Raw genomic sequence first — 11,833 nt, forward strand, 5'->3', positions numbered from 1 at the left:
AAGGTGGGCTTTTACTTACCTTGTGATGCAGCTATAAGCTGATTTCGTGTATCCACATTACGACTCTCCTGAATTTTCGTGCGATGAGATTCCTCCGCTGCTGCTGCCCAATCTTTCCGATTAACCGCCGCGTTAAATTTTGTAAATACTCGGCTCAACCTTAGTAAACCGAGATTAAATCCCATATCAATCAGTGCCGTTTTTGCACTATTGGGAAATGCATCAAAACCACTATATAGGTTGCGAAGTCCTGTTTCAGTAACCTGAACATCCTTGATACAAAGACTGATTGAATAATCGTTAGTCAAATGAACAGATGCTCTGGCTTTTGGATTCCCCTTTACCTGGTTATAACTGTTTTTGATCTGCTCAACCGTTGCAGCTTGTTCAATATTATTGCTGTCACCATGACCTAAGGATTGATGATAAGTATTTCTAAAAGGTAGAGCTAAAGCAGCATCAATATTTGCCAGTAAGTGACCGATCCCTACAGTAGGATTGCCATCTCCGTCAGCATAAATATTATTAACAAAGCCCTCGTGATTTTTCAGATTTGTTACACACATTGACATATACACCCCATTATAGCTTTTGGCTGTTGGGATATTAATAGTCGTTTGGGGGCCAATATTGGTCTGCTTACCTGCATTACCACCAGCGGTTACCGTGCCGGGGTCGGTATAACTATGAATGGGGCCGTATGGAGTATCATGATCACCCCAGCCTGGACCGGAGTTCGTTGGATCTGTATCAGACATATAAATTTCTCCTGGAAGATTAAGATTATTACTGTGTGTATTCACAGTAATAAGACAATATTCTTCAGAATGAATAGCCTCAACGCGTACCAATCGTGTCGGCGATGGCACAACAAAGTATGGCGTGAGTCCTCTCAGCGGGCATTTGGGCAGTCTTGGGTAAAAATGCTCATCGTGCTTTTCTCAGCTGTCTATACTCTACATCTGGCGGAGGTATGAAAATGTGTGGACGCTTTACGCAACACGAACCTCGTTCGCATTAGTTCGCATTATATAGATGCCCTGAACCCCGACGTTGAGCTCGCCTTGGCCATCGATGAGGTGCCTATCGATCGGTATAACGTCGCCCCGGGCCCCCGTGTTCTGCTCATTAATCAGCGAGGGGATAAACTCTACCTCGCTCCGGTGCTGTGGGGATATCAGCCCGCCTGGGCAAAAGAAGCCAGGCGGCAGCCGATGATCAATGCACGGGTAGAAACCGTGGCCACCAGCCGCATGTTCAAGCCTTTGTTTGAACATGGACGCGCGCTGGTGATGGCTGACGGCTGGTATGAATGGAAAAAATCGCCTTCTGACCCAAAGATAAAACAACCTTATTTCATTTATCACCGGTCCCACGCGCCGCTGTTTTTTGCAGCTATCTCGTACTATCACCCCGATGCATTAGAAACCCCAGTTGACGATGGTTTTGTCATCGTCCCCGCGCAAAGTAATAAGGGGCTGATGGATATTCATGACCGCCGACCGCTGGTTCTCGGCGCTGCGGAAGCGAACCAATGGTTAAATCCGGATATTACTTCCTCCATGGCCCTGACCTTGCTTACAGAAGGGGCAGTATCAGCGGATGAATTCACCTGGCATCCCGTATCCAAATCGGTCGGCAATATTCGCAATAACGGCGCTGAGTTGATCCAAAAGACACCTTCTCCTCTGGTGTGATTCGGGCTTCGCAGAAACGTCAGAGGTAAGGTTATTGGAAGGGGCAATGGATCCTGTTAGAAGCACAGGCGGGGGATCCCGCCTGTGCGCGCAGGTTCAGATTTTCAATCTCCGGTAATCTTTACCGCGAATATCATTATACCCGTCGGTCATTTGCTGATACTTATGACCAAGCAATGTACGCGTATCCACCCCCTGTTCGCGATACAGCCTTTCCGAAAGAGAGCGCTGCTCCCGGAAGCTAGGCGGCATTTTTCCGCCAGCGGCTTCTATGCCTGCCGATTCTCTGCATTTTTGAAACCAGCGCGTCAGAGACCACAGGTGAACCGGCTTGCCTTTATGCTGGATCAGCCAGCCGTTACTGGGACACATGTCCACGACTTCACCCAGCGTGCAGCCCAATGACGCCAGCCTTAACGTGAGAGGCAGGGCTATGCGCTCCGCCGTTTTCTGCTGATCAATATGCAGGTACCCATCCCGGACATGGCTTGAATGCATTTTGCCGATGTCCGCTCTCCGCTGACCGGTCACAATGGCTAACAGCATGGCTCGCTGGAAATAGTCAGGCGCACAATAGCTTGCCGCTTTAAATATCAGTAGCCACTCGTTAAAGAGAAGGCGCTCCGTCTTAACCGTGCTCAGCAGTGGGCGGGACAGTAAAGCAGGATTGTGTCCTGGTGGGATTTCGCCCTCTCGCTGTGCTTCTAAAAACATATTGGAAAGATTTATCCTTAACCGCCGGGCGGCAAAAGGCGCGGTGTCGGCTTTTTGTTTTATTTCTGCGGTTATCTCTGAAATAGACAGCGCGTTCAGAGGTTTCACCCCCCACGTTGCAGAACAAAAGCGGATGAGCCGTTTATAGTCCCCCCATGTTTTCGGCTTGATTTCGCCCACAGTAAGCCGGTTCAGCACAATAGCTTCATATTTCAACATCCATTCATTAACAGTAACTGACATAAATCCTCCTGGTTAAATTGAGCTGCCTGCACGGCAGTAACAGAGGTTTATGCAACGAAGAATGTTGTTATTATATAATAATCAAGTAATTGCACCTCATGATTGTCGTAGCATACTTTGCTTTTTCCTATGTCCATATGTCACCATCAGATCTGCTCTATTTTGATGATCACTCAACACGTGAAGAAAACTTTTCGAGCCCCTCCCCCTCCAACCGAAAGTACTGTTTTTCCTCAATTAGAGCGGCGCCAAGGGACAAATAAAACGCCCCCGCTTTGGGATTGGATTTCTCCGCCGTCCAGTCGAGGCGTGAACAACCGTGTTTAATAGCAAAGTTTGCGATAAACCGAATCAACGATTTACCGACCCCCTGACCTCGCGCAATCTCTGATGTAAAAAGCTCTTTCATAAACGCCTGGCCGGAGCAAAGCGGCGCAGGGAACATCAATGTAAAAGTCGCAAACCCCACAAGCACCCCGTTTTTACGAGCGCCGACAACCGTCACGCCTGAGTAGGTGGAGAATACTTTGTCAGCAAGATAAGTACTCATATCGTCATAGCTGACAACGCCGTGACCAAAGTAATAATTCTCCATTTCGACAAAAAGACTGGCTAGTTCCGGCACATCTGCAACACCACATATCGCAATTTCCATCCGTGCATCACCCTCATTATTTATCGTTTTCCATCGTTCGAATTTGCCATAACGTCCGTGTTGTGAATATGAAATCTTCCAGCTATAAAAAAAGCAAGATAGAGGGCCGTTTTGAAAACGAAAAATATCCTACGTTAAGCCTGTTTCTTAAGCAGGGATGACAGACCCGTTTGAGCGAACTGCAGACATTGCTAACAGCATTCTGTGTGAATCAAAGGGAAGCAGGTCATGACCTCACTAAATAGGGTGACAAAAAGTCCTCTACTTCTTGTTTGCCAAGACCTAACGTGAAACTGACACCTGCATTCTTTAAAATATTGAGCCCTTCCCCCCTGTTTCTAGGGTGCGGATCTTCTAAAGCTACATAGACATGTCTTGGCTTCAACTCTGCAAGTGTTAATGCACAGGATGGGGTTCTTCCCTGGAAGGAGCAGGGTTCAAGCGTGACAATGATTTCACATTCCCGAATTGGAAACTTTAGTCTAGAAATTGCGTCTATCTCAGCGTGGTTATGGCCTGGGGATTGCGTGAACCCCTTCGAGACCACATCTCCTTTATGAACAATCACGCACCCCACCGGTGGATTAGGCCAGCATTCCGGTAATGCTTGGCGGGAGTGCTCAAGCGCCAACAACATGAATTTCAGTTCTTCACTCATCCACTTTCCGTCTTATTTTGTAAGTCATTTACTGTCTGTTGTAAGGATTTTGATATTAATGTCCACCAATAGCCTACTAGCGTATAAGCATCCGTACCTGCTTTCCGTGGTAGTTAACATACCCTTGAAACTCGAAACCAAAACGCTCAGCGAGATAATTTGAGCGTTTATTTTCTTCGTCAATGATACAGCACACTGAAGAGGAAAATGTCTTATCGGCCCAAAGTAAAATTGCTGTCAGTGCTTCTGACGCATAACCCTTTCCCCTGACTTCGGGAATCAACGTCCATCCAGCTTCAGGGTATTTTAACGCAGGGGTGATATCGCGATGGGCATCTTGAAAACCAAATGCACCAATGTATCGATTTGTTGTTTTTTCAATAACTGCCCAGTAGCCATAACTTAATGCATGCCAGTGCCCGATATAGCGTAGTAAGCGTGACCAAACGATTTCTGCCGTGGGATTCTCACCGCCATTAATTTTGGCCATCTCAGGAATAGCCCAGCTGGCCATAAGCTCTGGAAAATCGCCGAGCGCAAATTGTCTTAATATCAGTCGGGCTGTTTCAAGTTGAGGCGCTTGCTGAGTAGTCATCACTTCCCCCAATCATAGCTATTCATTGCAGATGATATACCACCATGCATGGTTCATCTCTCCCGAGCAACTACAACAATTTCCGCTTCACGCCCTGAGACATTCACAACAGCCAATGTCCGCTGTGAGCGAACAGCAGACAAACACGTGACGCTGAAGGTCCGCTGTGAGCGAAAAGCAGAGGTTTTGCATAAATTAGTTTTCTGAATAGCCGCACTAATTGGCCATTCACTTTCAAAATTAACAGATATCAAAACGCATTAAAGCAATGTATATATAGACAGTGTTCTTAGTAATGGGGCAATCGCTATATGAGTCGTGACAGATATAATCTATCCATAGCAGTATTTGTCTTGCTTCTAAAAGGGGATGAACTCTGCATGCTCCGAAGGTCTAATACGGGCTGGATGGATGGTTGCTTTAGCTTACCAGCCGGTGGGCTAGAAAAAGGCGAAACACTCTCTACCGCTGCCGCCAGAGAGCTAAAAGAAGAGACAGGGGTGGATGCAATTCCTTCAGAATTGGCCCTTGTGCATACCATGCATGTGTGGACGGAAAACCGTTCATGGATAGGACATTATTTTATCTGCCGAGAATGGAGTGGTATACCTTTCCTTGCAGAACCTGACAAGCATGCCGAAGTAAGCTGGAAGAACATGTCGGATCTGCCAGAAGAAACAATACCCTATGTAAGGCAGGCTATTGAAGCCATTAATGCTGATGAGTGTTACTCAGAGTACGGCTGGGACACTGGTAGGTAACCTCTGCTTCATAGCAATGTTTCCGCTCCTCGTCAGTATGCATATGCAAAAGGGGGGCTATGAGCGAGGAGCCGACGTTGGCGAAGAAAAGAATGTTCAAGCCCAGCAATCATGCTAATCGCCGTAAAAAACCACTTTCGCGACTTTATTCCTCGGTTCTGGCACCTTACTCACATCTCAGAGAGCTATCTTCATAATGTTGTAATGGTGAAGTTCATGAGGCTGATTCTTTTGTTACAGGTCCCATTTATTCCCTTCCACAGATAGCCTGAATTCAATAGGTTCTCCGCAAATGTGTACAGTTGGAGCACCAGGTTCATTCCATCGAAATAGATTAAGATGCCAGCCGCCCGGTATTAATCTTGAGCAATCAATAAGGCCATCAGCACCGTATCTACGAGCAAGGTCAGAGTTTTTCCATGATGGAGGTTCACGATTTTCCTGTAGTGCAGGTATCCATGGTTTTTTTGAAAGCTCTGGATCAATCCCCAACACACTACTAGCTAGTTCATCATTCTGATCCAAGACAAACGCTTCGTTGATATAAAGTGGAACAACTACGCGTCGAATTCCGTCAGCCCGCATATACCCGGACACAGCCCTTATTGACCATTCTTTTTCCGGACTCATGTAGAGTATAGGCTGTCCAGGGCGATGATACCGTCCGCTACTTTCTGGTTCTGGCAGATCAAGGACATGAGCCAGTTTTTCTATGCGTACAGTGCGAAAAAAATATCCACTCATTCTTCTTAAAAATTTCTTGTCGGCCTGATTCATATGACCTCGCAGAATTAACAAATGTGCCTTATACGAAGAAGGTAAGCAGTCCGATAGTACATATCCAATGTTACAAAATGTCCGCTTGTGGCATAAGCCGCCAGGCCCAAGTGACATGCCGTCTGCTGCGAGCGAGAAGCGGAAGTACAAAACTTTTCTCACCACTGAGCGGGATTACTAATATTGCCGTGTGTTAATCGACGAGGGGTTGGTCACATAGCCCTGCAGGCATCGCCATCTAAATACATGTAACCACCATTTTCTCTGCTGATCGCAGAGATGGACATCATGGTGAAACCGCTTAAGATGCTACCTCTTTGAACCTAAGAGAACTTTTCCCCTATGAGTAGTTTCAGAATAAATTCAATGGTAAGAGAGCATGAAAGAAGATTGGATGAGATAAAATCTTCTGTTGGTGTCATCTGTGCAGAATGCAATCAAAAATCATACTATTTCAACACTAAAAATCGTGATTTCTATGAGGAAAAAGTTTGCCTGATCTGTTCTAAAGCAAAACTGAGCGGTATCCTTCTCGAGGATTTTTTGTTCACTTTGACGAGAAAACTCAGAAACCACTACGAATTAACGAAAGTTAATTTTCCGAATACGTTATCAATAAAGGACGTATTGAAACGATTTACATACGATAATGAAAATGTACTCGATAAGCTTTCAATTTTGCTCTGCCAGGCAAATAACGCTTTTTTTCAACTTGACGGAAGGTACAGAAGTACCGTTGATGAAGCTTTCATCGAAAAATGCAAAAATGATGCTATCAAAAAATGGAATGAGGTTGCTAATGATCTTAAGCATGTGCGGCGTTTTACGCATACTGAAGCCTCTAGATTTTATGAGAGTCTGATTGGATCTTGCGTGTATAGAATGGAAAAAGGCGAAATATTCAATTCTACATTAACAAGTATTGGTGAAGGGCATACATTTTTTCGCGCTCGTTTAGTAAAAGATGAATTTCACAGAAGCTCAATTACGTCAGTTCCAGAGAAAGAACTTTCGGCGCCGCCAAATTATTTCGCAACTAATAGCCGAATGAGTCCTCCAGGAATTTCATTCATGTATACTGCTGGTGATCATGAGACAGCCATCGCAGAGCTTCGCCCCTATGTTAATGATATTATTGCAGTTGGCATTTTTACGAATACTAGGGAACTGAAATTTTTTGATTTCACCCTTCTAGATGACATGCGATACATTGACGCCAACATCCTCGAAAATCCCCAAAAAGATCAGTATTTTCAAAACAGATATATCCTGCGGGAGCTCCATGAACTGATTTCAAAACCATTTAGAGCGACCGATACCAGCTATATCGAGACACAAATGTTTGCGGAAACTATTCGTAACTACGGAAAAGGGATATTTGACGGAATCATCTTCGGTTCATCGCAGCGAGATGGAGGTTTGAATTATGTGATTTTTGGTGAGTCTTCAAACGATCAATATATTAGCTCCTCAGCCAACAATTACCATGTTGCATTTGACAGCAATAAAAAAGTGACCTTTTACCAAGTAACTAAGCTGGACGCAACATCAAAAGAAATTGGTTAAGCCTCTGAAACCCTCTGGGCGAGCACCTATCCCACTCAGGAATATCTTTAACATTTTATTGATTGAAGTGGCACACTGATTTTGGGGATCTGTACAGAAGCGATATGCTCACGGCAGAGCATTACAGGTATTCCCCAATGAAAGAAGAAATTCGTCGAAGGGTTCAAACGCGAAGTTACTCAACTATCAGCCATGGTTCTGCGTATCTCAACCATGGCAACACAGAAAGGTTTAATGAATCTTTTTGGTTACCCATTTTGTCGTTATATTTAGATGAGTTCAAAACTCAAACTTCTGCTTTTGGCACGAAGCAGCCCAATGCAAAGATCAAGGGCAGCTATGAGCGAAGATCTGACGTTTAGAGCGGCATAGTTCACATGGTTAATGCTGTCCGTAGCAACAGGTCAAATAGGCAATCAGCGAGTCCTGGCTCTCATACCAATAACTTGCTCATCTGCATCAAAATAAATCAGGTAATCAAGAAACGGCAAATATCCCGAATTGATATAGGGTGGTTCCTGTGGGTTTTTTAGCTGTCTAAGAGAAACTAGATTGGGATTGTAACGTAACGGTTCTTGTGACTTTTTAGCTTGGTTTTTAGCAGATGTAAATGTCAGTGCCACTTTCTGGCCTGCATTCAGACTATCGGTGAACTCCAGTGTCATCAGCATGTTCGCACGCAACACTTGATTTTTAATATCATGCAAGTAAACGAAAACATGAGGATCCCCAGTGTCCAGCACCGTCGGAAGACACATTGACTGCGTAGCACCACTACTATCGAGGCAGGCAGCAAGGGAGCCATTTTTGTCGACAGTTATCCGTGTAAAGTTACTTAACTCTGTCGGTGACGCATCAAGGATTAGCGCGCCTAGCTCTCCATCTCTGCGCGGCAGCTGCACCACCCAAAGCTTAAAGCCTGCTGCTCTCAAAGGGTTAGGGACTGCCCGATCACGGGCAAAGAGCCTGATACCCATGATGGCGCCAAATTCCTGATTACTGCGGCCATCAATACCCTGTGCAAAAGGCGTTGACGCATCTAGCCTTGCTACAGCGCAGCCCGGTACTTGGGAGGTACAGCGTAATTCATCAACGACCTGAACCGGGACGGTACCCAATGGATGCCCGCCTGCGGCAATGTTCTCGTTTGATACACTGCCGTGCAGTTCGTTGCCACTTTCAAAGTGGTAGATAATAGGGCGGCCATTCTTAGCCCTGTTTGGCACAACAGCAGAAATCGCCCGCAATCCAATAGAACCGGTATCAAGAATGGCATTGGTTTCCGGACCATTACCAATCCGCAACCTTACATAATAAAAACGATTCCCTGCCACCACCCTGGTCATTATAGGGATGGACAATCGGGACGCCAGCTCATTAACCTTAGCATTTTCGGAGTACTCAGAAGCTATTCCGACTTTGTTATTACAGGCGCTGACGCAACACGATAAGATTGCTACGAAAGACAGTTTTTTCAGCAATTTTAGCATCGCATTTGTTCTCCGGGGCTCAATTATAGGTAATGGAACGGCGCTCTTTTTATGCTGTCACGTATTGTCACAAAGCTTCAAATACACCAATTTAGCATGTATTTATTGCAGACTGTCGTGGGGATGCTAGGAAAACTAGGCTTTACGCATGGCTACATGCCTGGGTATTTGTATGGCAGAAAACTTCCAAAAGTGGATTGAACGATTATGCGGGATTCTTACAGAAGCTTTTCATAATTTCTTGCCATGCCGCAGACGTAAAAAATTCCTCTTGCAAGCTGAAGATTTAATTATATAACAGGACTATTGCCATTATTGAGGAGTGTCCTGTGGGGTTAAAAACTGAACGTCTGCATTTGCACCCGGTAAGAGAACAAGATCTCGAAGATTTATTCCGGATTTACGGCGATCCAGCTACAAATACCTTCAATCCGGCAGGACCTTATCCTGACATCGGTCACGCTAAAAATGTTCTGATGAGATGGTTACAGCACTGGAGTCAGCACGAATTCGGTTGCTGGGCAATTACTGAAAAGGATGCTCCTGAAAGGATAATAGGTTTTGGTGGTATCAGTATCCGAAACTATGGAGGAATAGTTGTGAATAATCTGGGCTATCGGTTTGCAACAGAAGCCTGGGGGAAGGGATATGCAACAGAGTTTGCCCGCTTTTCAGTGGAACATTGCTTCAATAATCTCGATCTCCAGGAAATCTCAGCAACTGTCAGAGCAGATCATCAGGCTTCACAAAATGTCCTCGAAAAATCAGGTCTCCGATTCATTAGGGAAATTCATGATGTCGAAAATGCCGCTCCAAGTCTGCTTTTTTCTCTCACCAAACAAGAATGGCTAAAGGCATAGCGCCATATGATTTATCAACAGCGCTCTTGCAACCCAGTGGTAGTTTTATATTCCTGCGTGGCTTATCCGTTTTGACTAATAACTTGCTACCGCCTTCACTATCGGGGATCGGGGGCTCATCTTATCACCTGTGGTTTGAGTTCCCTCACTTCCGCTTCACGCCCTGAGACATTCGACAAGTTTTTTACGGCATCAGTAAGGGCGATTTTCGCTCTTCCAGTGCCAGCAAATATTTCGCTTCGTCATAGCGGGTTCTGGTCTTCCAGCAGCGGTAAATGATCCTTAGCCATTTGAATGCCAGAGCCCGGATCGCGGATTGATGAGATTTTCCCTTTTCTCGCTGCCCCTGATAATACAATTTGGCCCAGTATGATGAGTTAACCGTCTTGGCAGCCCATTCAACAAAGGTCTGCCTGACGAACTTCGCACATTGCCATCGCCAGTGAACCCAGGATTTCTGGCCACTTCGTTCTGTCACCGGTGCAATACCTGCGTAGTTTTGAATTTCTTCAGCGCTGTTAAACCGGTCTCGGTTATCACCAAGTGCAGCAAGCATACGTGGGCCCATACACGGCCCCATGCCCGGAAGTGATTTGAACAGCCCCGCATCTGGCAATGTGTCAAACAGCGTTTCGATTCGTTCGTCATAGGTTTTGATGATTTCACTCACGACTTTAATTTGTGTCGCCAGTGCTGTTGCCATCAAAGCATTAGCCTCTATAACACTCGGGTCTGTCGTCAATGGGATCGCGTTATCAATACTCGCAACACGTTGCTCGGTAAGGGCTATTGCGCGGCCACCTTTGGCATTCAGAAAGTTGCGGATCGTGTCGCGCCTGGCGCGTTTCAGTTGTTGCAGACTGGGCCACCGCATAATCAGTTCACACAACAGTAAGCTACCCCTATGTGAGAACCACTCCAGGGGCTGAGGGTAATACTGTTTAAGCGTGTTGATTATCCGGTTCACAAAGCGGCGTTTATCTTCAACCAACTGACGACGCTGCTCAACCAGTTGCTGGAGTAACCGGATATCCGCATTGTCGGGTTCAATGGCTTTTATCTTTTGGGGATAACGCAGCATTAACTCTAATGCCAGCTCGGCATCCTGCGGGTCATCTTTAGCGCCGCTGGGCGAGAAGGCTTGCCGGTAACGAGCCAGGGACAAAGCGTGGACAGGGAAAACAGTGATAAACGGATATTTCTGAAGAGCATACACCACGGGGCCCTTCTTCAGCTCAAGGGCGATAGCTATTTTGCCTTTCACCTGTTTGTGCAACGCGTTGAGCCAGGCATCAAGCGCTTCTGCTGTATGTTCAATCACATGGAATGTGCGTTCGCCGTTTTTAAACTGAACGCAAACATCATGCTTTTTATCCGCCCAGTCCAGACCAACATGAGCAGCAAACTGATCTATCGCAGTCATAACCAACTCCTTTTAACCGGGGATTGGTATGCATTCCACGCTCTTCGAAAGAAATATAGTCAGCAGTTTGTCTGCATGCCCTGAGTATTCGTTAGCGAACGTGGAGCACTTACTGGCTCGAAAGCAAAGCGGCAATCATCAAACCACATGATTCTGGCACAATATTCGTAACCAGTAAGCGCATACCCTGAATCACTTAAAAGTGTAACTCTCAGGGTTCGAATGACTATATCTGGCACAGAGCAGCCCGACGCGGACGGACTGTCCGCTGTGAGCGAGGCGCTGACCCCGGCTTATTAAAACGAATGTCTGCGCTTCCACTCATTTACAACATCACCCAAAGTTTTTGGATCATCATTACGTATCCACATCATAAATTCACGATCGAATCGAA

Annotated in this window: 13 protein-coding genes and 1 pseudogene; 5 read left to right on the forward strand and 9 right to left on the reverse strand. The window is 45.8% G+C overall.

Annotated elements, in window-relative coordinates:
- Positions 1–11 precede the first annotated feature (11 nt).
- Positions 12–758, reverse strand: coding sequence for a hypothetical protein (locus LC431_RS25370; RefSeq protein ID WP_223510447.1), 747 nt, complete (start codon positions 756–758; stop codon positions 12–14).
- A 221-nt stretch (positions 759–979) separates the two neighbouring features.
- Between LC431_RS25370 and LC431_RS25375 the strand changes: the two are divergent.
- Positions 980–1,697: pseudogene (locus LC431_RS25375) on the forward strand (SOS response-associated peptidase family protein).
- Positions 1,698–1,793: 96 nt separating this feature from the next.
- Here the strand turns inward: LC431_RS25375 and LC431_RS25380 are convergent.
- The 4 genes from LC431_RS25380 to LC431_RS25395 all read right to left on the reverse strand — a co-directional run bounded on the left by LC431_RS25380 (position 1,794) and on the right by LC431_RS25395 (position 4,562).
- Complete coding sequence (locus tag LC431_RS25380) at positions 1,794–2,654, reverse strand: tyrosine-type recombinase/integrase (RefSeq protein ID WP_223510448.1); 861 nt, start codon at positions 2,652–2,654, stop codon at positions 1,794–1,796.
- Between the two features lie 169 nt (positions 2,655–2,823).
- On the reverse strand, positions 2,824–3,309 hold the full coding sequence (locus LC431_RS25385; protein ID WP_051931086.1) for a GNAT family N-acetyltransferase: 486 nt from the start codon (positions 3,307–3,309) through the stop codon (positions 2,824–2,826).
- Positions 3,310–3,535: 226 nt separating this feature from the next.
- Positions 3,536–3,967 (reverse strand): bifunctional diaminohydroxyphosphoribosylaminopyrimidine deaminase/5-amino-6-(5-phosphoribosylamino)uracil reductase RibD, encoded by a 432-nt coding sequence (locus LC431_RS25390; RefSeq protein ID WP_223510449.1) that lies wholly within the window; start codon positions 3,965–3,967, stop codon positions 3,536–3,538.
- A gap of 76 nt (positions 3,968–4,043) precedes the next feature.
- Complete coding sequence (locus tag LC431_RS25395) at positions 4,044–4,562, reverse strand: GNAT family N-acetyltransferase (protein WP_223510450.1); 519 nt, start codon at positions 4,560–4,562, stop codon at positions 4,044–4,046.
- 311 nt (positions 4,563–4,873) lie between these two features.
- Between LC431_RS25395 and LC431_RS25400 the strand changes: the two genes are divergently transcribed.
- Positions 4,874–5,323 carry an NUDIX domain-containing protein gene (locus LC431_RS25400; RefSeq protein ID WP_223510451.1) on the forward strand — a complete coding sequence of 150 codons (450 nt, stop codon included), beginning with the start codon at positions 4,874–4,876 and terminating at the stop codon, positions 5,321–5,323.
- A 234-nt stretch (positions 5,324–5,557) separates the two neighbouring features.
- Here LC431_RS25400 and LC431_RS25405 read toward each other — a convergent pair whose 3' ends face one another.
- Positions 5,558–6,100, reverse strand: coding sequence for an RES family NAD+ phosphorylase (locus LC431_RS25405; RefSeq protein WP_223510452.1), 543 nt, complete (start codon positions 6,098–6,100; stop codon positions 5,558–5,560).
- A 366-nt stretch (positions 6,101–6,466) separates the two neighbouring features.
- Between LC431_RS25405 and LC431_RS25410 the strand changes: the two genes are divergently transcribed.
- Together LC431_RS25410 and LC431_RS25415 are read left to right on the forward strand one after the other, a co-directional pair.
- A complete protein-coding gene (locus tag LC431_RS25410) occupies positions 6,467–7,666 on the forward strand; it encodes an RES family NAD+ phosphorylase (protein ID WP_223510453.1) in 1,200 nt (399 codons plus the stop codon).
- A 137-nt stretch (positions 7,667–7,803) separates the two neighbouring features.
- A complete protein-coding gene (locus LC431_RS25415) occupies positions 7,804–8,028 on the forward strand; it encodes a hypothetical protein (RefSeq protein ID WP_223510454.1) in 225 nt (74 codons plus the stop codon).
- Between the two features lie 54 nt (positions 8,029–8,082).
- Here the strand turns inward: LC431_RS25415 and LC431_RS25420 are convergent, their stop codons facing one another.
- A complete protein-coding gene (locus LC431_RS25420; RefSeq protein WP_223510455.1) occupies positions 8,083–9,156 on the reverse strand; it encodes a DUF3443 domain-containing protein in 1,074 nt (357 codons plus the stop codon).
- Between the two features lie 329 nt (positions 9,157–9,485).
- On the opposite strand from LC431_RS25420, the gene LC431_RS25425 reads away from it, so the two are divergent.
- Positions 9,486–10,016, forward strand: a complete 531-nt coding sequence (locus tag LC431_RS25425; protein ID WP_223510456.1) for a GNAT family N-acetyltransferase — start codon at positions 9,486–9,488, stop codon at positions 10,014–10,016.
- A 184-nt stretch (positions 10,017–10,200) separates the two neighbouring features.
- Here LC431_RS25425 and LC431_RS25430 read toward each other — a convergent pair whose 3' ends face one another.
- Both LC431_RS25430 and LC431_RS25435 read right to left on the reverse strand, forming a co-directional pair.
- Positions 10,201–11,439: an IS110 family transposase gene (locus LC431_RS25430; protein ID WP_014683004.1), complete on the reverse strand. Its 1,239-nt coding sequence runs from the start codon at positions 11,437–11,439 to the stop codon at positions 10,201–10,203.
- A gap of 296 nt (positions 11,440–11,735) precedes the next feature.
- Positions 11,736–11,833, reverse strand: a 98-nt coding sequence (locus LC431_RS25435) for a DUF6434 domain-containing protein (protein WP_255611249.1), incomplete at its 5' end; no start/stop codon positions are given.

This window comes from Rahnella sp. GSA61A (genome assembly GCF_019969905.1).
Taxonomy (GTDB): Bacteria; Pseudomonadota; Gammaproteobacteria; order Enterobacterales; family Enterobacteriaceae; genus Rahnella; species Rahnella aceris.

Excerpts from the sequence above, each read along its gene's own strand:
- LC431_RS25370 (WP_223510447.1), bottom strand. The coding sequence starts at position 758 with ATGTCTGATACAGATCCAACGAACTCCGGTCCAGGCTGGGGTGATCAT.
- LC431_RS25380 (WP_223510448.1), bottom strand. The coding sequence starts at position 2,654 with ATGTCAGTTACTGTTAATGAATGGATGTTGAAATATGAAGCTATTGTG.
- LC431_RS25385 (WP_051931086.1), bottom strand. The coding sequence starts at position 3,309 with ATGGAAATTGCGATATGTGGTGTTGCAGATGTGCCGGAACTAGCCAGT.
- LC431_RS25390 (WP_223510449.1), bottom strand. The coding sequence starts at position 3,967 with ATGAGTGAAGAACTGAAATTCATGTTGTTGGCGCTTGAGCACTCCCGC.
- LC431_RS25395 (WP_223510450.1), bottom strand. The coding sequence starts at position 4,562 with ATGACTACTCAGCAAGCGCCTCAACTTGAAACAGCCCGACTGATATTA.
- LC431_RS25400 (WP_223510451.1), top strand. The coding sequence starts at position 4,874 with ATGAGTCGTGACAGATATAATCTATCCATAGCAGTATTTGTCTTGCTT.
- LC431_RS25405 (WP_223510452.1), bottom strand. The coding sequence starts at position 6,100 with ATGAATCAGGCCGACAAGAAATTTTTAAGAAGAATGAGTGGATATTTT.
- LC431_RS25410 (WP_223510453.1), top strand. The coding sequence starts at position 6,467 with ATGGTAAGAGAGCATGAAAGAAGATTGGATGAGATAAAATCTTCTGTT.
- LC431_RS25415 (WP_223510454.1), top strand. The coding sequence starts at position 7,804 with ATGAAAGAAGAAATTCGTCGAAGGGTTCAAACGCGAAGTTACTCAACT.
- LC431_RS25420 (WP_223510455.1), bottom strand. The coding sequence starts at position 9,156 with ATGCTAAAATTGCTGAAAAAACTGTCTTTCGTAGCAATCTTATCGTGT.
- LC431_RS25430 (WP_014683004.1), bottom strand. The coding sequence starts at position 11,439 with ATGACTGCGATAGATCAGTTTGCTGCTCATGTTGGTCTGGACTGGGCG.